At 50.5% G+C, this 19,862-nt stretch carries 18 protein-coding genes and 1 tRNA gene; 3 read left to right on the top strand and 16 right to left on the bottom strand.

Annotated elements, in window-relative coordinates; all coding sequences use genetic code 11:
* Window positions 1–24: 24 nt before the first annotated feature.
* Window positions 25–756 carry a copper homeostasis protein CutC gene (gene cutC / locus JK211_RS13740; protein WP_212709239.1) on the bottom strand — a complete coding sequence of 244 codons (732 nt, stop codon included), beginning with the start codon at window positions 754–756 and terminating at the stop codon, window positions 25–27.
* A gap of 256 nt (window positions 757–1,012) precedes the next feature.
* Window positions 1,013–1,576, bottom strand: coding sequence for a VOC family protein (locus JK211_RS13735; protein ID WP_212709238.1), 564 nt, complete (start codon window positions 1,574–1,576; stop codon window positions 1,013–1,015).
* 243 nt (window positions 1,577–1,819) lie between these two features.
* Here JK211_RS13735 and argS point away from each other — a divergent pair, with 243 nt between their 5' ends.
* Entirely contained in the window at window positions 1,820–3,550 is a 1,731-nt protein-coding gene (gene argS / locus JK211_RS13730; RefSeq protein WP_212709237.1) for an arginine--tRNA ligase, read from the top strand.
* A gap of 119 nt (window positions 3,551–3,669) precedes the next feature.
* On the opposite strand, the gene JK211_RS13725 is transcribed toward argS, so the two are convergent.
* The 14 genes from JK211_RS13725 to flhD form a co-directional block, all read right to left on the bottom strand.
* A complete protein-coding gene (locus tag JK211_RS13725; RefSeq protein WP_212709236.1) occupies window positions 3,670–4,095 on the bottom strand; it encodes a flagellar protein FlhE in 426 nt (141 codons plus the stop codon).
* A gap of 3 nt (window positions 4,096–4,098) precedes the next feature.
* Window positions 4,099–6,180, bottom strand: a complete 2,082-nt coding sequence (gene flhA, locus JK211_RS13720; protein WP_212709235.1) for a flagellar biosynthesis protein FlhA — start codon at window positions 6,178–6,180, stop codon at window positions 4,099–4,101.
* Window positions 6,173–7,321: a flagellar biosynthesis protein FlhB gene (gene flhB, locus JK211_RS13715; RefSeq protein WP_212709234.1), complete on the bottom strand. Its 1,149-nt coding sequence runs from the start codon at window positions 7,319–7,321 to the stop codon at window positions 6,173–6,175. Before flhB ends, flhA begins: the two co-directional genes overlap by 8 nt.
* 103 nt (window positions 7,322–7,424) lie before the next feature.
* Window positions 7,425–8,066 (bottom strand): protein phosphatase CheZ, encoded by a 642-nt coding sequence (gene cheZ, locus JK211_RS13710; RefSeq protein ID WP_212709233.1) that lies wholly within the window; start codon window positions 8,064–8,066, stop codon window positions 7,425–7,427.
* 9 nt (window positions 8,067–8,075) lie between these two features.
* Window positions 8,076–8,465, bottom strand: coding sequence for a chemotaxis response regulator CheY (gene cheY / locus JK211_RS13705; protein ID WP_212709232.1), 390 nt, complete (start codon window positions 8,463–8,465; stop codon window positions 8,076–8,078).
* A 32-nt stretch (window positions 8,466–8,497) separates the two neighbouring features.
* On the bottom strand, window positions 8,498–9,547 hold the full coding sequence (locus JK211_RS13700; RefSeq protein ID WP_212709231.1) for a chemotaxis response regulator protein-glutamate methylesterase: 1,050 nt from the start codon (window positions 9,545–9,547) through the stop codon (window positions 8,498–8,500).
* Window positions 9,544–10,416, bottom strand: a complete 873-nt coding sequence (cheR, locus tag JK211_RS13695) for a protein-glutamate O-methyltransferase CheR (RefSeq protein ID WP_212709230.1) — start codon at window positions 10,414–10,416, stop codon at window positions 9,544–9,546. Before cheR ends, JK211_RS13700 begins: the two co-directional genes overlap by 4 nt.
* A 125-nt stretch (window positions 10,417–10,541) precedes the next feature.
* Entirely contained in the window at window positions 10,542–12,209 is a 1,668-nt protein-coding gene (locus JK211_RS13690; protein ID WP_212709229.1) for a methyl-accepting chemotaxis protein, read from the bottom strand.
* A 134-nt stretch (window positions 12,210–12,343) separates the two neighbouring features.
* Window positions 12,344–12,817 carry a chemotaxis protein CheW gene (gene cheW / locus JK211_RS13685; protein WP_371734643.1) on the bottom strand — a complete coding sequence of 158 codons (474 nt, stop codon included), beginning with the start codon at window positions 12,815–12,817 and terminating at the stop codon, window positions 12,344–12,346.
* Window positions 12,818–12,832: 15 nt separating this feature from the next.
* Window positions 12,833–14,821, bottom strand: a complete 1,989-nt coding sequence (gene cheA / locus JK211_RS13680) for a chemotaxis protein CheA (RefSeq protein ID WP_212709256.1) — start codon at window positions 14,819–14,821, stop codon at window positions 12,833–12,835.
* A 17-nt stretch (window positions 14,822–14,838) separates the two neighbouring features.
* Entirely contained in the window at window positions 14,839–15,867 is a 1,029-nt protein-coding gene (gene motB / locus JK211_RS13675) for a flagellar motor protein MotB (RefSeq protein WP_212709228.1), read from the bottom strand.
* Window positions 15,864–16,751: a flagellar motor stator protein MotA gene (gene motA, locus JK211_RS13670; protein WP_212709227.1), complete on the bottom strand. Its 888-nt coding sequence runs from the start codon at window positions 16,749–16,751 to the stop codon at window positions 15,864–15,866. The genes motB and motA overlap by 4 nt, the downstream gene beginning before the upstream one ends.
* Before the next feature lie 114 nt (window positions 16,752–16,865).
* Window positions 16,866–17,438, bottom strand: a complete 573-nt coding sequence (gene flhC, locus JK211_RS13665) for a flagellar transcriptional regulator FlhC (protein WP_212709226.1) — start codon at window positions 17,436–17,438, stop codon at window positions 16,866–16,868.
* Between the two features lie 31 nt (window positions 17,439–17,469).
* Window positions 17,470–17,787: a flagellar transcriptional regulator FlhD gene (gene flhD, locus JK211_RS13660; RefSeq protein WP_212709225.1), complete on the bottom strand. Its 318-nt coding sequence runs from the start codon at window positions 17,785–17,787 to the stop codon at window positions 17,470–17,472.
* Window positions 17,788–18,933: 1,146 nt separating this feature from the next.
* Between flhD and msrA the strand changes: the two genes are divergently transcribed.
* Window positions 18,934–19,467: a peptide-methionine (S)-S-oxide reductase MsrA gene (gene msrA, locus JK211_RS13655; protein WP_212709224.1), complete on the top strand. Its 534-nt coding sequence runs from the start codon at window positions 18,934–18,936 to the stop codon at window positions 19,465–19,467.
* Between the two features lie 170 nt (window positions 19,468–19,637).
* Window positions 19,638–19,725, top strand: a tRNA-Ser gene (locus tag JK211_RS13650).
* The last annotated feature ends 137 nt before the right edge of the window (window positions 19,726–19,862 follow it).

Here is a 19,862-nt window from a genome sequence, read left to right as displayed (position 1 = left end):
ATAATCTGCCGGCTGGATGCAGGACTATTGCATCATACTTTTCATTGCCGAGACCATTTCGCCGTCCACGATGTAACGGGTAAATTCATCATCTGCAGAGTGGGAACTCATACTGACCCCTGCTTTACGGTAGTGCATCGGTGAACTCACCGCTTTACTGGCCGAACTGTGTATTTCACGTATCCCTGCGCCGGTAAAACGGTGCAGGTTACTCAGCCGGACACCGGACCCGGCCATAATCACGGGTCCGCGACTGCGGACATTCAGTTCGCTGAGCAGGGATAATCCGTTTTCTGCGTGCTCCTGCTGGCCGGATGTCAGGATCCTCGCCACTCCCAGTTCGGTCAGTTCATCCAGCGCCCGGTAAGGATTGTGGCATAAATCAAACGCACGGTGAAAAGTGACCGCCATACCGCTACATAACTGCATTATTTCCCGCATCCGCGCTATATCAATATGCGCATGCCTGTCGAGAATCCCCACCACCACCCCGGCAAAACCCAGCTGCTTAATCAGGGCAATATCTGATGTCATCGCAGCAAATTCCCTGTCGCTGTAGCAAAAGTCTCCGCCCCTCGGGCGGACAATCGGATGAACCGGTACCGTAACCCCGTTAATCACTTGCTGTAACACCCCGGCAGAGGGTGTCAGCCCGCCTTCACGTGGTCCGGCGCAAAGCTCGATACGATCCGCACCGGCTTCAGCGGCCTGTAACGCACAATCCGCACCGTAGCAGCAGATTTCCAGTATCGCCATGGGCTCCCCTTATCAAACAGTCTGTGTTGGTAATCGTAAAAATACGGATAAAAACTCTGTTAGTTGTCCGGTTTACGCGAGCGCCAATAATGGCAGTTAATCAGCACTAAAGGGGCGACCGGAATCACACCGGCGAAGTTAAGGGGATATAAATTCAAACAAAAATAGCAGTTGTACCGCAACGGACAACGCACAGATAACCGGCGTAACCATCATAACCACAGGCAGCCAGCGTTCTCCGACTGCCGGGCAGTGACTATTTTTCGCTGGCGACAACCGCTTCAAGTGTATACGGGTGGAATTTTATCGTCGTTTTGCCGTCAGTTACCGCCAGAGTCGGGTTAGGCAGGCTGTCATGTTCTGCTGACGGGGCACTGGTTTTAAACGACATACCCGGCTGAGTCAGCCCGTGATCGGCAATCAGCGCCATCGCACGTTGCCCCAGGGTGTGCGGATCACCCGGCAGAACCACTTCAATATGTTCCCAGCCTTCATGAGGGTAATGTTTGCTGCCCGGCCACGGCAGTTCCACCACCGGGATCTGCCAGTTCAGCAGCCGCAGTGGCTGATGTAATCTGAACAGGCAGACCGGCCGCTGATTGATATCGGCACGGGAAAACATCTCTCCCAGTTCGCTTAAACCGGCAGCCCAGCGCTCTGCGGTGGCATTCTGATGGCAGCGCAGTGAAATATGGTCAGGCTGTAATTCTGCCAGCGACAATCCCAGCCGGTGAGCAAGGTTACTGAGATCACCGGCAAAGCGTTGCAGGTCATCGGCAAGATCCGGCAATAACCGGGAAAAAGTGGCAATATCAGTCATAGTGTTCCATCGGTAAAAAATCTGCGCCGCTATTTTTGCGACTCCCCCGCACCATGTAAAGCCCGCAGGGAAAAATATTCTCCGCCGGCTTCCGCGAACAGGGAGCTATCCGACTGCTGACGTCCGGCAGCCTTTCACGTATACTGCCCGACTCAATTTCGATTACTGCCCCTTACGTATTGAAAACCGGCAACCAGTGGTTGGCCGTGCACGGGGGTGTTAACAGCTTATAAAGGTAATTCGGTGAATATTCAGGCTATTCTTTCAGAAAAAATCAGTCAGGCAATGATCTCAGCTGGCGCTCCGGCCGACTGCGAAGCGCAGGTACGTCAGTCTGCCAAAGCACAGTTTGGCGACTATCAGGCCAACGGCATTATGGCTGTTGCCAAAAAAATGGGTCAGGCACCGCGACAACTGGCCGAGCAGGTGCTTAACCGCCTTGATCTGAAAGGAATTGCCAGCAAAACCGAAATTGCCGGTCCCGGCTTTATTAATATTTTCCTCGACCCGCAGTGGCTGGCTGCCCGGGCCGAACAGGCACTGGCGTCAGACAGTCTGAATATCTCGCCGGTAGCACCACAGACTATCGTGGTCGACTATTCGGCACCGAATGTGGCAAAAGAGATGCATGTGGGTCACTTGCGTTCCACGATTATCGGCGATGCTTCGGTTCGCACCCTGGAGTTTCTCGGACACAAGGTTATCCGTGCTAACCATATCGGCGACTGGGGTACCCAGTTCGGCATGTTAATTGCCTTCCTGGAGAAAAAACAACAGGAACAACAGACTGAGATCGCCCTGTCTGACCTGGAAGCCTTTTACCGTGAAGCAAAACAGCTTTATGACCAGGATGAGGCATTCGCTGCGCGGGCCCGCAGCTATGTGGTGAAATTACAGAGCGGTGACCAGTACTGTGCGCAGATGTGGAAGAAACTGGTGGATATCACCATGGCGCAGAACCAGTACAACTATGACCGTCTGAATGTCAGCCTGACACGTGACGATGTGATGGGTGAAAGCCTGTATAACTCTATGTTACCGGGCATTGTTGCTGATCTGGAACAAAAAGGCCTTGCGGTAGAAAGCGAAGGTGCCGTTGTCGTTTACCTGGATGAGTACAGGAATAAAGAAGGTGAACCTATGGGGGTGATCATCCGTAAAAAGGATGGCGGCTACCTGTACACCACCACCGATATTGCCTGTGCAAAATACCGTTATGAAACCCTGAAAGCCGATCGTGTGCTGTATTACATTGATTCACGTCAGCACCAGCACCTGATGCAGGCGTGGACTATCGTCCGTAAAGCCGGCTATGTCCCGGACAGCGTCCCGCTGGAACACCATATGTTTGGTATGATGCTGGGTAAAGACGGGCGTCCGTTTAAAACCCGTGCCGGTGGCACCATTAAACTGGCCGATCTGCTGGATGAAGCCCACGAACGTGCGCTGAAACTGGTCAGTGATAAAAATCCGGAGATGTCTGCACAGGAGCTGCAGCAGCTGGCCGAGGTTATCGGTATTGGTGCAGTAAAATATGCTGACCTGTCCAAAAGCCGTACCACGGATTATATTTTCGACTGGGACAATATGCTGGCTTTCGAAGGTAATACGGCACCTTATCTGCTGTACGCTTACACCCGCGTATTATCCGTTTTCCGTAAAGCCGGAATCAGCGAACAGACAACAGAAGGCAGTATCATCCTCAGCCAGCCACGTGAAGCAGCACTGGCAACTCGCTTATTGCAGTTTGAAGAAACCATCCTGCAGGTCGCCCGCGAAGGTACGCCTCACGTAATGTGTGCTTACTTATATGAGCTGGCCGTATTGTTCTCCGGTTTCTATGAGCACTGCCCGATTCTGGCCGCTGAGGATGACGCCACCCGCCATAGCCGTCTGAAACTGGCCAGCCTGACAGCCAGAACCCTGAAATGTGGTCTGGACACCCTCGGAATTAACACCGTCGAACGTATGTGATTTTCCTGACCGGAGCCCTCCTCCGGTATGGCGGAACAGTCGCAGGACAATGCGGGCTATACTACGCTTTCCTGTTTCTGTTCTGCCAGACGTTGCGCAACAACATAGCCCTTAACAGACTAACGCACAGTATTCTGTCGCTGCCGGTAAGTGACACGAACCTCAGTGCTAACCACACGAAAACCTGCGGGGATAACCGCACTGCTTTGTATCCGAAAACGCAGATAAAACGGCCCTGTTCCGCGATCTGAGTTGAACCAGTCTCCTGCGCCCTTGCCCCCGTCCAGCGTAAAACAATCACTCCCCCGGCATAACTGAGCCTGGAATCCGGCCGGGGCCGGGTCGGTTAGCTGGTAATACCAGCCAGTGCGAAGAATATTGCCGGCGGATGGCACAACAATATTTAGCGGGCGTGTCGTCACCCAGTGGCCGCGGCGGGTCATTGCCGGGCCCGGCAGGCTGCCACTGAGCGTGATATCAGCCGCTGGCAGCCTTACGGCCACGACCAGCAGCAGCAACAGAGAACAGCGTGAGAAATACGCCACCGGTTACTGGCTGCCCAGGCTGGCGGTCTGACGAATTGGCCGGTGAGTTTTTACCTCAGCAGACGACATAACGACCAGTTGCGGAAAGCTGCGACGTAAGTAGCGGGAGAGCAGCTCCCGGAGCCCGGCCCGGACCACCAGCACCGGTGTCACCCCCAGCCCTTCCTGGGTCTGTATCGCTTCTGCGGCTTGTGCTGTCAGGTGTTCTGCCAGCCCGGGCTCAAGGGCACCACCGGTTTGCGCCACCTGTAATAACAGATTTTCTGTGGCCGGTTGCAGTCCAATCACCTGTATCTCATCATCTCCGGGAAAACACTGCTGAGTGATGGCCCTGCCTAACGCGATCCGCACTGCACTGGTCAGTTGCTGGCTGTCGGCTGTTATCGGGCTATGCTCCGCCAGGGTTTCTATAATGGTGCACATATCGCGCACCGGAACCTGTTCACCGAGTAAATTCTGTAACACCTTGTGCAGGGTCGTCAGGCTGATCAGTTCAGGAATCAGTCCTTCAGTCAGCTTTGGCATTTCACGACTGAGACGTTCCAGCAATTGCCGGGCTTCCTGACGTCCGAACAGTTCACTGGCAGACTGACTCAGCAGGTGATTGAGGTGCGTAGCCACCACTGTACTGGCCTCGACCACAGTGTACCCCTGCGTTCTGGCCTGTTCACGCAGTGCGCCGTCGATCCATACGGCCTGTAACCCAAACGCAGGGTCACGGGTGATATCACCCGGCAGTTCTCCGGTCGCTCCCCCCGGATTAATAGCAAGCCAGCGCCCGGGCCAGACATCCCCCCGACCAATCTCGACACCTTTCATCAGAATCCGGTAGCAGGATGCCGCCAGACTGAGGTTATCGCTGATATGTACCGGTGGCGGCAGAAATCCCATCGTCCGGGCAAATTTTTTGCGGATCCCGCGGATACGGCCGGGCAAATCGCCCTGACGGGCTTCATCAACCAGCGGAATCAGCCGGTACCCGACTTCCATTGCCAGCGGATCTTCAAGGGTCACATCATCCCAGCTGACCTCAGCCGCCGGTATTGCCGGTGCCTGAGACTGTAACTGCTGTGCAGCTCCGGCCAGCTGCTGTTCGCGTCCTTTCAGCCACCAGGCCAGCAGCAGCAACGCCGCAGTAAACAGTAAAAACACCAGATTCGGCATGCCGGGCACAATCCCCAGTAATCCGAGCACCGCGGCACTTAACAACATCACCCGCGGCTGACTGAACAGCTGGGAAACCATCTGCTCACCCACATTATTATCGGTACTGACCCGGGTCACAATCACCCCGGCAGCCGTCGAAATGACCAGCGCCGGAATCTGAGCCACCAGTCCGTCGCCAATGGTCAGCAGGGTATAACTGGCCGCCGCCTGACCTAAATCCAGCCCGTGCTGTACAACCCCGACCAGTAATCCACCGATAATATTAATCACCATGATCAGGATCCCGGCAATGGCATCACCGCGGACAAATTTACTGGCGCCATCCATTGAACCGTAAAAATCAGCTTCCTGGGAAACATCACTGCGCCTGGTTTTTGCTTCATCCTCGCCAATCAGGCCGGCATTCAGATCCGCATCTATTGCCATCTGTTTGCCTGGCATACCGTCAAGCACAAAACGCGCACCGACTTCGGCAATACGTCCGGCACCTTTAGTGATCACCATAAAGTTAATCACCACCAGGATCACGAACACCACAATCCCAATCGCAAAATTTCCGCCAACCAGAAAATGACCAAAAGCCTCGACCACTTTCCCCGCAGCCCCTGCCCCCGTATGCCCCTGTAATAAAATGATCCGTGTCGACGCGATATTCAGGGCCAGACGTAACAGGGTCGCGAACAATAATACGGTCGGAAATGCGGCAAATTCGAGGGTTTTACGGGTGAACATAGCCACCAGCAACACCATAACCGACAAGGCAATATTAAAAGTAAACAGCATATCGAGCAGGAACGGGGGCAGCGGCAGTACCATCATCGCCAGGATAACCAGAATCAGTACCGGCCCTGCCAGGATCTGCCACTCCACATCACTCCAGCGTGCAGGAAGACGCAGTTTCTTTGCCAGATTATCCATGGGGGGAAATGTCTCCTGTTATATCCATTTGCTGCGGCACCTCGAGATTTTTCGGTGTCAGCGGTTGACTGCCGCCGGTCGTTTTCCAGCGTCTCAGTTGCCACACCCAGGCCAGCACTTCTGCGACTGCCCCGTATAACGCGCCGGGGATATATTCACCGGGCTCCGTATGGCGATACAGGGCTCGTGCCAGCGGTGGTGCTTCCAGAGTGGGTATCCGGTGTTGCTGCGCAATCGCGCGTATCCTTTCTGCCAGCTTGTCACTGCCTTTGGCCACGACTTTAGGGGCCTGCATTTTGCCTTCCTGGTACTGTAAGGCCACTGCAAAATGTGTCGGGTTAGTCACAACAACATCCGCTTCCGCCACTGCCGACATCATCCTTTGCCGGGCTGCGGCGCGCATCTGCTGGCGTATCCGGCTTTTAAGATGCGGATCACCTTCCTGCTGTTTGTATTCATCCCGCAAATCCTGACGCGACATCCGCAGTTTTTTCTGGTAGCTGTACAACTGCCAGAAAACATCCAGCCCGGCCATTGGCAGCATGCACAGCACTACCCACAGTCCGCAGACCACAATCAGTGACAAACCGCGGGAGATGGCCACACCGGCAGGTAAAGTGATCAATACCAGAAACTCGTCCCAGTGCCGGTACAGATAACTACCGGCAAGAGTGCCGGTGATCACCACTTTCAGCAGCGCTTTGGTCAGTTCTGCCACCATCTGGCCGCTAAACAGGCGTTTAACGCCGCTGAGCGGATTCATCCGGCCGGGGGAAAATTTCAGGGATTTACCGCTCAGGGACATACCGCCTATCAGTAAAGGTGAACATGCCGCCACCAGCATGATCCCGGCCATCAGCGGTGCCAGAGCAAGAACACACTGCCAGAGTAAGCTGCTGCTGTGGAGTAACGGCGTCTGATCCCGGGTAATGCGCTGGTCGAAGACAAAACCACTGCGCATCATGCGGGTTAACGCTTCCGCCATCGATACCGCGCTGAGGCGTAATAACAGTAGTCCGGCAAATAACATTAATAATGAGGTCAGCTCCCGTGAACGGGGAATATCGCCTTCTTCACGGGCCTTTTCTATCCGCCGGCTGCTGGGGGCTTCGGTTTTATCTTCCTGATCCTGATCGGCCACAACACTGCTCTGCTGATTGCTGAAAAATCAAGCATAACAGAGGCCTGTCGGATCTATCGTTCAGATATCCGGAGGAAACACCCGGTTATTCCGGGATCGGGGCTCAGAATCCGAGACTGTCCAGTAAGTCATCCACCTGGTCCTGGTTAGCAATAACACCGCTGGCACTGCTATCGATCTGTGGTCCGTTTAACAGACTGTCTTGCTCTGTTTTCACGGGCAGTGCCGCCTCAGGTATATTTTCCAGCAATACCATCAGTAATTGCCGCTCAATTTCCTGAATAACTTCCATCATCCGCTTAATCACCTGACCGGTAAGATCCTGAAAATCCTGAGCCATCATAATGGCAAGCAACTGCTGGTTAGTGAAACCCGTATGTTCAGGCACTTCAGCCAGAAACTGCCGGGTATCTGTTACCAGTTGCCGTGCATCATTAAGTTCTATCGGATCGGCGAACCACAGATCCCAGCGTCCGGCCAGTGCCACAGACTGCTGTTGCAGCTGGTCCTGATGTGGCTGTGCCGCTTCGACACAACTTAACGCCCGGTCTGCAGCCTGAGCAGTCATCTGTACCACATAATCCAGCCGGTCACGGGCATCGGGGATGGCTTCTGCAGCATCGGCTATTGCCTGTTCAAGCCCCATCGCCCGTAAATTATCCCGTAACATCCGGGCCAGAGACCCGACTTTTGTGACAATGTCACGTACAGTTTTGTCGTTATCAGGTAGCGGAATCTGGTTCATCTGTGTCCCCTAAATACCGAGTTTTTCAAAAATTTTATTCAGTTTTTCTTCCAGAATAGCGGCGGTAAACGGCTTAACCACATAACCGCTGGCCCCGGCCTGTGCGGCGGCAATAATATTTTCTTTTTTGGCTTCCGCGGTGACCATCAGTACCGGCATCGCCGATAATTTACCGTCCGCGCGAATACTGTGTAACAGCTCAAGCCCGTCCATATTGGGCATATTCCAGTCAGTGATCACAAACCCGAAATTTCCGGCTTGTAATTTATTCAGGGCATCCACCCCGTCTTCGGCTTCTTCTACATTGGTAAACCCCAGCTCTTTTAATAAATTACGGACAATACGCCGCATGGTATTAAAATCATCAACAACTAAAAAATGTAAGTTACTGTCCGCCATTGCACTTTCCTTTGTGTTCGCTACTGCTTAGATTAAATACGGAGCGATTGTCCGCGGCTGATATGCGCCAGCATCTGCTGACTGATATTCTCCAGGTCGACCACTTCACAGGCCGCTTCCAGCAGAATTGCTTCGCGCGGCATGCCAAAGACCACACAGGTTGCTTCACTTTGCGCAATGGTCCAGGCTTTGGCGTTACGCATTTTCAGTAATCCGCTGGCACCGTCATTTCCCATCCCGGTGAGGATCACCCCGACTGCGTTACGTCCGGCAAATCTGGCCACCGAATTAAACAGAACATCTACCGATGGCCGGTGGCGATTTACCGGTTCACTGTTATGCAATTTAATCTGATAATTTGCCCCGCTGCGTCCCAGTTCCATATGCATAGAACCGGGGGCAATGTAGGCAAAACCAGGCAGAACCCGCTCCCCCTCTTCCGCTTCTTTCACGGTGATTTGACAAAGCCGGTTCAGGCGTTCAGCAAAAGAATGGGTGAATCCCGGCGGCATATGCTGGGTAATAAGTACCGCCGGTGAGGCGGCAGGTAAAGGTTCCAGTACCCGGCGCAGGGCTTCAGTCCCCCCTGTCGATGCCCCAATCGCAATCAGTTTTTCACTGCTGAGGATCGGCGGCGCATTGAGAATGCCCGGAGCGCCTGACGCTGATGGCCGGTAGAGCCGGGCACGGGCAGCAATACGAATCTTCTCGGCAATCACCTGACAATAGGCCAGCATACCCTCGCGCAAACCCAGTTGCGGTTTAGTCACAAAGTCTACAGCCCCCAGTTCAAGCGCCCTGAGAGTAACCTCCGAACCTTTACCTGTCAGTGATGACACCATAATTACCGGCATTGGCCGTAAACGCATCAGCTTTTCCAGGAACTCCAGCCCGTCCATACGGGGCATTTCCACATCCAGTGTCAGCACTGTCGGGTTAAACTGTTTAATCAGCTCCCGTGCCACCAGCGGATCCGGTGCCGTCGCGACCATTTCCATATCCTGCTGGCTGTTTACAATTTCCGTCATTAGCTGGCGCATCAGAGCTGAATCATCAACACTCAGCACAGTAATTTTACTCATTGCCTTTCCTTAGCCAGACTGTAAACCGTCTTGCCCCGTAGCCAAAAATCCTGACTTATCTGACTGAAATTTTCAGAATGCCCCGCAAACAAGAGCCCGCCGGGTTTCAGATACCGGACCATCTGCCGCAGAATGGCCTCTTGCGTAGATTTATCAAAATAAATCATAATGTTACGACAAAATATAGCATCGCATTTTTCCGGGAGTTTCCAGTCAGGGCTCAGTAAATTGAGCTGTGAGAACTGTACATAATGGCTCAGCTCGGGCCGCACACGAACCAGCCCCTGTTGTGCCCCTTTTCCTTTCAGAAAATAACGCTGTAACTGCTCTGCCGTCAGCATATCCAGTGACTCACGCCGATAGATCCCCTGCCTGGCTTTTTCCAGCACTCCGGTATCAATATCACTGGCAAATACCTGAAATTTACCGGGCGCCATCCCTAAAGTATCGGCCAGAGTCATAGCAATAGAATAAGGTTCTTCACCGGTAGAGGCCGCACAGCTCCAGACGCTGTAACTGCCATGCCGGCTGCGAGCGTGCTCAGCCAGTAGCGGAAAATGGTGTGCTTCACGAAAAAACGAAGTCAGATTAGTGGTCAGCGCATTAATAAACTCCTGCCATTCACTGCTGGCGGGCTGACTTTCCAGCATCGCCAGATATTGACCAAAATCGTTCATCTGTAATAACCGTAACCGGCGCATCAGACGGTTGTAGACCATTTCCCGTTTATGTGCGGCCAGCACAATACCGGCCCGCTGATAGATAAGCTGACACAATCGCTGGAAATTGGCCTCTGACAATAACAACTTATGTGGCTGGCTGGCCGCAGGTAGCTTTTGCCGCGCCGCCGTATTGGGTAGTTTATCCATAGATTAACCGTAATCCTTTACATCAGCTGACAGGGCGTCTCCGGAAAATCTCTGCCGGGACCGGCAGGGGGAATTCCCCGCCAGCACTTCCCGGTGCATTCTTCCGGCCGGTAACTGTACAGGGCTCAAAATGTTTCCCAGTTATCAGGCGAGTTATCCGCAGACTGACTGTGACCGCGAGCGACTTTGGCACTGGCCGCACCGGTCAGCAATTTTACGTCATTTTCATGAGTGACAGGCCCGATACGGAACACAGCGACTGCCTGTTTCAGTAAACCTGCCTGTTCTTCCAGTGTCGCTGCAGAAGTTGCCGACTCTTCGACCAGAGTGGCATTTTGCTGAGTCACCTGATCCATCTCTGTCACTGCGGTACTGACCAGGTCAATACCACGACTTTGCTCTTCCGATGCCGAGGCAATCTCGCCCATAATGTCGGTCACCCGGGTAACCGCATTGACAATTTCTCCCATAGTGACACCGGCATTTTCCACCAGTTGTGAACCGGAATCGATGCGGCTGACCGAGTCTTCAATCAGGATTTTAATTTCTTTGGCCGCCTGGGCACTGCGCTGTGCGAGGTTGCGTACCTCTCCGGCAACCACTGCGAACCCCCGCCCCTGCTCTCCGGCACGGGCCGCTTCGACCGCCGCATTCAGGGCCAGAATATTAGTCTGGAAGGCAATACCATCAATCACACTGGTAATATCGGCAATTTTCTGTGAACTGCCGGCAATATCTTTCATGGTGGTGACAACATTATCGACCACAGATCCACCGTGCCGCGCCGTATCTGATGCATTTAACGCCAGTTGTGACGCCTGACGCGCATTTTCGGCATTCTGTTTCACCGTTGCGGTCAGTTGTTCCATACTGGATGCGGTTTCTTCCAGTGATGCGGCCTGTTGTTCGGTACGGGCAGACAAATCGGTACTGCCATTCGCTATTTCGCTGGCCCCGGTATAAATAGATTCGGAGCTATCGCGCACCAGTCCGACCGTATTTCTCAGCTCCTGCTGCATATAACGGACAGTACTGAGTAGTTCCCCCATCTCATTACTGGTGGTTACGTCAATAGCATGGGTCAGATCGCCATTAGCAACCTGGCGAATATGTTCAATCCCCTGACGTAATGGCCTCAGCAGGATCCGGTGCATCCCCAGCCAGACCAGCCCTACCACCAGCAAAGTGACGATCAGTACTCCGATAATCATCCATTCAGCATGCAGAAAATCCACCGCACTCTGAGTAATTCCCTGATCGGTCAGCTCATCATTACGCTTCAGCCAGCCGTTATAATTATCCTCAAACCTTTTTTGTTGTTCCAGCACCGGCATATCGATAAATTCGGCAATCTTACCCTCACTGACCAGCATCAGTAATTCGTCTAATCCGGCACGATATTTTTTATAACTTTTTTGTAAATCCTGCTGGCGAGGATCTTTAAGACCACTGTCGGTCAGTGCACTGGTATAGTTCTGATATTCTTCATCAGCCAGCTTAATCTGGTCCGCCGCATTTTTAAGCAGCACCTGAACCTGTTTATTACTCTGCAATGCGTTAATATTTTGCTGTGCACTGATTGCCGCCATACTGATATTATTTCTCGCCTCCAGCAGGGCACTGCTAACCCCGGTAATATATTGTTGTTGATCGCGTAGCACCTGGCTGAAATAAAAATTATCCTTGCCGGTTTTAAGCATCTGAAAAAAAAGCCCGCCACTGGCAATCTGTAATACTGCCATCAGGCAAAGCACACATAATAGACTGGTTACAATTTTCATCCGACTGAACATAATGACCTCTGTAATAAGCATGACTCTGCTTATATCGGCCCGGCATGATTAATCTTTATTATCTGCTTACTATCAGCAGTCAAAATAAAGGCGACTAAATGCCGCCAGAAAGTTTTTATTTTTTACACAGCTGGTTAGCCGAGGGTATCGACCAGTGCCATTTCTTCACTGTTTAGTAATTTTTCGATATCCACCAGAATTAACATACGATCACCTCTGGCACCCAGCCCTGTCAGATATTCGGTTGACAGAGTGACAGTGAATTCCGGCGCAGCACGAATATCATCTTTACTCAGAGCGAGGACGTCAGATACCCCGTCCACCACAATCCCCACCACCCTGTGTTTAAGATTAAGCACTATCACTACCGTATTTTCATTATAGGAAATATTATCCTGCAAAAATTTAATGCGCATATCCAGAATCGGCACAATCACTCCGCGCAGGTTAGTGACGCCTTTAATAAATGGCGGGGTATTGGCAATCCGTGTGACGTGATCGTACCCGCGAATTTCCTGTACCTTAAGAATATCAATACCGTATTCTTCATCACCCAGCGTAAATACCAGAAATTCCTGGGAAACGATTTCCTCTGTTATTTGTTCCACATTAACCCCGCAAATCTATTCGACGAGCTTACCCGATTTCGCGGATAAACATTTATCCCGATGAAATGACTGCAATACCGCAATATCAACGATAAACGCGACACTGCCGTCTCCCATAATGGTTGCTGCAGAGATGCCTTCAACTTTGCGGTAATTACTTTCAAGATTTTTTACCACGACCTGATGCTGGCCAATAAGCTGATCAACCAGTAAGGCATAACGTTTACCGGCAGTTTGTAAAATAATCGCGATACCCCGGGTCGGATCCGTATGGGCATTATCCACATCAAATACGGATGATAACACCACCAGCGGTAAATACTCGCCACGGACTTCGAGTACCCGCTCCCCTCCGGCTAACGCTTTCAGCCCTTTACTGTCAGGCTGCAGTGATTCCATCACCGCATTAAGGGGCAGGATAAAGACTTCATTTCCCACCCGCACCGACATACCGTCGAGGATTGCCAGGGTCAGGGGCAGCAGGATACGGATGGTGGTACCGGCACCGGGTATAGACGTTATTTCGACATGTCCGCCCATCTGCTGGATATTCCGTTTTACCACGTCCATCCCGACTCCCCGTCCGGAGACATCAGTCACCTGTTCTGCCGTCGAAAATCCGGGCGCAAAAATTAACAGTCCGATCTCATCGTCGCTGATATTGTCATGAACAGGAATGCCTGACTGCCTGGCTTTGGCGAGTATCTTTTCATGGTTCAGGCCCGCGCCGTCATCCGTAACCTCAATACAGATATTACCACCGCGGTGTTCCGCAGACAGGATCAGGTTACCGGTTTCGGTTTTACCCTGTTGCAGCCGCTGCTGAGGAGATTCAATACCATGATCCAGACTATTACGCACCAGATGTGTCAGTGGATCGATGATTCGCTCTATCAGACTTTTATCGAGTTCCGTTGAACTGCCTTGTAATGTCAGCTCAATTTTCTTATCCAGTTTCGCGGCCAGATCACGCACCAGCCGCGGAAAACGGCTGAATACATACTCCATGGGCATCATCCGGATAGACATTACCGACTCCTGTAAATCCCGGGCGTTACGTTCCAGCTGGCTCATACTGTTCAGCAGGTCTCCGTGTACGCCCGGCTCAAGCGTATTGGCATGCTGCTGCAGCATCGACTGGGTAATCACCAGTTCTCCTACCAGATTAATCAGCTGGTCAACTTTCTCAACAGCCACCCGGATACTGGTAGACTCGCTGGCTTTTACGACCGGTGCCTGATGGCGTGCGGCTTTCGCAGGCACAACATCATCCGTATTCTCTCTGCTCTCTTTGACCGGCGGATGGGATTCGCCGGGCGAAACAAAATGTATTTGCTGCTCATCAACCACAAAACAGAGCACCGCCAGTAAATCATCGGCACTGACTCCCTGCACTGTCGCTTCAATACTGCCGGGTTGCTGTACCACATCCGACACATTTCCCAGATGTCGTATTTCGTTTAACAGGGTCTCAGCTTCATTGGTTTTCAAAGACTCCAGCCGGATACGTAGCGGCAGGGGCTCGCTGCCCGATGTTGTCCCTGTCGCAGGTTCAGTATGGGTCTCTGCGGCTACTGTTTGCCCGCAGACCTGGTCCGTTATCGGAGGGGGATCGCCGGTAACACCCAGGGCTATCTGCCGCAGCATTTGGCAAATATAGCTAAAGCTTTCTTCATCGGGTTGCTGCGCAGTTTTATAGGCATTCAGCTGTTCTTGCATAATGTCTTTGGTTTCCAGAAACGTATTGATAATACTGCTATTCAGCGCCAGTTCACCACGGCGGGCACTGTCGAGGATATTTTCCAGAATATGGGTCGTCTCCTGTAGCACAGTGAAACCGAAAGTGGCTGCTCCGCCTTTGATCGAATGGGCCGCTCTGAAAATAGCATTCAGTTGCTCGGCTTCCGGAGTCGCCGGGTCAAGTGCCAGCAGATGCTGTTCCATATCCGCCAGTAATTCATCGGCTTCATCGAAAAAGGTCTGATAAAAATCACTGATATCCATTGTCACGTAAGCTGCCTTTATTTATCCGAAGGTATAATCGCTGACGATACTGTGCTGCTACGGCCAGAAACACCCGCCGGTTGCTGAATCCGGAAACTGTTTGTCCCTTTCCTGGCGATGGCAGGCACTGTGTCAGGTGCAGGTACCGGAACTACGGCACTGGTATGCTGACTCAGCTCAGACGGGTCTGAAATAGTAATTGCCTGCTCTTCCCGGTTTTCTTTCTCGATAGCTTCTTCCGCATCCTGATTCACTACCAGCAAACTGATACGACGGTTTTCTGCATCATCACCCTGAAGATCTTTCAGCTTCATAGTGTCAGCCATACCAACTACCCGGAGTACTTTTCCCTGATTAAGGCCGCCACGCACCAGTTCACGGCGCGAAGCGTTGGCACGGTTTGCCGACAATTCCCAGTTACTGAAACCTTTTTCTCCGTCCTGATAAGGAAAATCATCTGTATGTCCTGCAATACTTATTTTGTTGGGCACATCGTTCAGCACAGGTGCAATAGCCTGCAGCAGAGTGCGCATATAGGGTTCAACCTCAGCGCTGCCCAGCAAAAACATTGGCCGTTGTTTACTATCGATAATCTGAATACGTAACCCGCCACTGACGACAGTAATCAATAAATGGGGCCGTAGTGCTTTCAGACGCGGATCATTGAGTAACAAACTTTCCAGCTCTTTTTTCAGTTTTTTGAGCTGCTGTACATCACGCTGATGTTTACTGTCTGTTTTACGAGGCGTCTTTAAGGTTTCACCCTGTTTTTGCGTAATATCATTGCCTCCGCCAGGTACCGGACTGACACTGTCACTGCTGCGTTGTCCGCCGGATAATGCCACCCGCAGTGGCATTTTGAAATATTCAGCAATCTGTTGCAGCTCCTTCGGGGTGGATACAGCAATCAGCCACATCACCATAAAGAAGGCCATCATTGCCGTCATAAAATCGGCATAAGCAATTTTCCAGGAGCCATGACTTTCATGGTGGCCCGACGACTTTCTTTTTTTCACCACCACTATCTGGCGTTCGTCAGGTTTCATACATCTGCTTCCGCTGATGTTTTATTTACAGATTTGTTTTCACGTACATGATCTTCAAGTTCAGTAAAGGATGGTCGTTCCGTTGAATACAGCACTTTTCTGCCGAACTCGACGGCAATCTGTGGCGGATAACCATGCATATTGGATAGCAGCGTGATTTTAATACACTGCATCATTTTTATATTTTCGGCATATTTCTGCCGCAGCACCGCGGCCAGCGGGGTAATAAATCCGTAGGAAAGCAGAATACCAAGAAATGTCCCGACCATGGCATGAGCAATTAACGCGCCCAGCTCGGCTGCCGGGCGATCTGCTGACGCCAGGGCATGAATCACCCCCATTACAGCCGCCACAATACCAAATGCAGGCAGACCGTCACCTGCCATCGCTATACTTTGTGCCGGTGCATCACTTTCATGTTCATAGGTTTCTATTTCTTCATCCATCAGAGATTCAATCTCAAATGCGCTCATATTACCGCTGATAATCAAGCGCAAATAATCGGTCATAAAGTCAGTCACCATTTGATCATTCAGCAAACGTGGGTACTGAGTAAATATCTCACTCTCCGCCGGATTTTCGATATCCTTCTCCAGAGCAAGCACTCCCTGCTGACGGGCCTTAGATAACAGAATAAATAACAACGTCATTAAATCCAGGTAATGCGTTTTCGTATATTTCGAGCCTCGCAGTAATAATGGCAGAGCTCTGAGTGTTTTTAATACTGACTTACCATTATTCCCAACCAGAAAAGCACCTGCCCCTGCCCCGCCAATAATTAATAGCTCAGAAGGCTGATATAATACCCCCAGTTCCCCGCCAACCAGAACATAGCCTCCCAGCACTGAGGCGATAACCACTATATATCCCAGAATAATTAACACGGAGACCCCTTACGTCATCGGTATATTTTGCGGATTTTGATTATATTGATATTATTAAAAACTAATAAAAAATATAGTTATCACATTACGGAGAATAAACAGATCAGATAATGATCATATTTTTATTTCTTCACCCCGCATATATACGATGTTATCGGCAGGTGTCTGCGGAAGTTTACGTTTTTTCACCGCCCTGGAAGGGGGCTGGCATAAACTGCAAATAAAGCTCCCCTTAGGCTGATGAGCATGATTAATAAACTGTCCGTGGCAACAGCGGCAGGCTGCCAGTTCAAGCATTCCGCTATCCACAAAACGGATCAATGTCCATGCGCGGGTCAGTGCCAGCAGTGGTCCTGTATCTGCGGGAGGACATTGTTCCAGGTACAGACGATAGGCAGCAATCAACCCATCGACACCATTAAGCAGATGTGTTTTCTGCATAAATAACCATGCGTGAAAGAATACGGTCGCATGAATATTATGTTCCCATGTCATAAACCAGTCGGTGGAAAACGGCAGCATCCCCTTCGGCGGCGGGCAACCCTTGATTTCCTTATATAACCGGATAAGACGTCCGCGGCTGAGTACGGTCTCACTTTCAAGCAATTGCAACCGTGCTCCCAGGCGGATCAGGTCAATCGCCAGCTGGATATCATGACCTTCACGTATAACGCTATGTACTTTCATATTTACCTCCTGAATCTGGCCCGAATAATCTCTAAGAAACGGATTGTAAAAGTTCACTGGCCAGCATAATTCCGGTATGGATTTGCTGCATATCATCCACCCGGGATTCACGCGTCAGCTGCTGAATAATCGTATAATCTATAAACCGTAACTTACATATCAACTGATTTGTCTCAGCCAGCTTAACCAGTTCGGGTAAAGTAAGTTCAGCCAGTTTATTCGCCATTGACTCATCAACCCCTAAACGGAACATAGCTGAGGATTTATCCTGACTAATTAATTGCTGGGCCAGAAGTAAATATGAAAGGTTAACATCATAAATATGTTTCACCAGGTTAGTTGTATTCATTTTTCTTTCCTGCTGTATAAATTGTGAACCTAAAGGCCCGGCAAGCCGTGCACTGGTTTTCCGGGGTATATTCATCCGTGAAACTTATCTTTCATGAACTTAATTACAAGATTAAATAATTAAAAAGCTTTCGGAAACAGTATAATAAACCGCAACTTCTGAGTTTAGTGAGAGAATACGAAGTTATTTTTTCCTTTTTTATGGGATTTATCTTATTAGAATTTAACCTCTGTCAGTAACGCGCACAATAACTTTCACGGTTGTTTCATCTTAATAATTGACCCAGATCATTTCGAAATTTACAGCACTCTCTTTTGAGAGTAATGAAACCCATTTATTTTTTTATCAAAAACTGCGATCAGCCTGTTGAAACAATTAATAACAAATCCACTGCCGCGGCAATGGGGTGTGTAATGTTAAATTAAATTTCTCATTCACTTCTTACGAAAGCAAGAGATACTTATTCTTTTACATGAATAAATATTCAAACGACAATTTGTGTTAGCAAGCAGAAGGTTATACCACCCGGCGCTAAAGATAAAACATTATTCTTAAAATAACGCCTTCCGTTGCATGACTATTTCAATAGAGAAAGTACGACGATTATTCACCTGCTAAAATCAATGCCTTTATTAAACAAAATCGATCAATTCTGAAATTAATTATTTTAACCTGCCAGCATCAACCGGCATTGATATAAAAAATAATGGCATTACCTTGCGTACAGGTACTGTTTGTGGCAGTTACTACCGGCAGGACAGCATATAAGATTTTTACATCACTATTCAGTGCGGTGATGAGCTATGAGTTTATCCTGTAAAGAGATACAGCCAGTTAATTTACATTGCCCGATTCTGGTTATAAATAATGCAATCTTTCGAGGGGGGTTATCAAAATACTGCGCTGTAATTTTCTGATTGTCCTCTGCAGATGATTCATTACAGAGGATGGTTAATGCTTTATCTGCAGTGATACTGACTTTCTGGTTCACCGATATAACGGCCAGTAATAGCCGGATTCTGTCATTATCCTGTTTTCCGGAAGACTGTCGTCTGCAACAGGAGATAATGAGACTTGAAAAACAGCATACTGCACATATCTGATATAGTGACAATCATTATTCGGCAGTAAACAGAGGAATGTACGATGACAATAGAGTATGCAGTAATTGCCGGTGGCTGTTTTTGGTGTACTGAAGCGGTATTCAAAAGCATTAACGGGGTTGAATCCGTCGAAAGCGGCTATACGGGGGGGATCACGGAAAACCCAGTCTATCAGCAGGTATGTGAAGGTACTACCGGACATGCAGAAGCTATCCGGATTGGTTTTGATCCTGCGGTCGTCAGTTACGGAGATTTACTGGATATCAGTTTTGCTACCCACGACCCTACTCAGTTAAATCGTCAGGGAAATGACATCGGGACACAGTACCGATCAGCTATTTTTCCTGACAACCCGCAGCAGGAAGCCGCAGCCAGAGAAGCCATTCAGCGTGCCGCAGCAGAACACTCTGCACCGGTGGTCACCACCATCGAACCGCTCCGGACATGGTATCCTGCCGAAGACTACCATCAGAATTACTGGGATGGTGCCGGCCAGCGCAACGGTTTTTGTCTGGCGGTAATCCCGCCAAAGTTACAGAAATTACGTAAACGCTTTGCTGAGCAGGTTAAAGACTGAGGTTACTGACCGTCCGCTGAATAAAATACCATCACCTTGCGGTCAATTGCATCAACAAGCTCAGTAGTTAAGCGAATAAAACAAAAGAATAAAAAAAATCTTGACCGTTTGCGGCCGACTCCCTATAGTACCGCCCCGTTAGCCGCTACAGCGGTCGACAGAAAAAATGTGGTGAGGTGTCCGAGTGGCTGAAGGAGCACGCCTGGAAAGTGTGTATACGGCAACGTATCGAGGGTTCGAATCCCTCCCTCACCGCCATCATTTATTAAGAGAGCCTGAACGAAAGTTCAGGCTTTTTTATTGCTTTCAGCGAGCACTGGCCCGGGAGGGTGAGAACCCTCGCAGGGTTCGACAACACAGCCTGTTGTATGGCCGCAGGCCACCCGCAGGGCGTG

Origin of the sequence: Tatumella sp. JGM130, assembly GCF_018257525.1 — a bacterium.
Classification (GTDB): domain Bacteria; phylum Pseudomonadota; class Gammaproteobacteria; order Enterobacterales; family Enterobacteriaceae; genus Tatumella; species Tatumella punctata.
The sequence above is the reverse complement of the archived record's forward strand: the minus strand, read 5'-3'. Positions and strand labels throughout refer to the sequence as shown.

What these genes read in the sequence shown, in the direction of transcription:
- cutC (WP_212709239.1), bottom strand. Translation starts at nt 756, where the DNA reads ATGGCGATACTGGAAATCTGCTGCTACGGTGCGGATTGTGCGTTACAG.
- JK211_RS13735 (WP_212709238.1), bottom strand. Translation starts at nt 1,576, where the DNA reads ATGACTGATATTGCCACTTTTTCCCGGTTATTGCCGGATCTTGCCGAT.
- flhA (WP_212709235.1), bottom strand. Translation starts at nt 6,180, where the DNA reads ATGGATAATCTGGCAAAGAAACTGCGTCTTCCTGCACGCTGGAGTGAT.
- cheZ (WP_212709233.1), bottom strand. Translation starts at nt 8,066, where the DNA reads ATGAACCAGATTCCGCTACCTGATAACGACAAAACTGTACGTGACATT.
- cheY (WP_212709232.1), bottom strand. Translation starts at nt 8,465, where the DNA reads ATGGCGGACAGTAACTTACATTTTTTAGTTGTTGATGATTTTAATACC.
- JK211_RS13700 (WP_212709231.1), bottom strand. Translation starts at nt 9,547, where the DNA reads ATGAGTAAAATTACTGTGCTGAGTGTTGATGATTCAGCTCTGATGCGC.
- cheR (WP_212709230.1), bottom strand. Translation starts at nt 10,416, where the DNA reads ATGGATAAACTACCCAATACGGCGGCGCGGCAAAAGCTACCTGCGGCC.
- JK211_RS13690 (WP_212709229.1), bottom strand. Translation starts at nt 12,209, where the DNA reads ATGTTCAGTCGGATGAAAATTGTAACCAGTCTATTATGTGTGCTTTGC.
- cheA (WP_212709256.1), bottom strand. Translation starts at nt 14,821, where the DNA reads ATGGATATCAGTGATTTTTATCAGACCTTTTTCGATGAAGCCGATGAA.
- motB (WP_212709228.1), bottom strand. Translation starts at nt 15,867, where the DNA reads ATGAAACCTGACGAACGCCAGATAGTGGTGGTGAAAAAAAGAAAGTCG.
- flhC (WP_212709226.1), bottom strand. Translation starts at nt 17,438, where the DNA reads ATGAAAGTACATAGCGTTATACGTGAAGGTCATGATATCCAGCTGGCG.
- flhD (WP_212709225.1), bottom strand. Translation starts at nt 17,787, where the DNA reads ATGAATACAACTAACCTGGTGAAACATATTTATGATGTTAACCTTTCA.
- msrA (WP_212709224.1), top strand. Translation starts at nt 18,934, where the DNA reads ATGACAATAGAGTATGCAGTAATTGCCGGTGGCTGTTTTTGGTGTACT.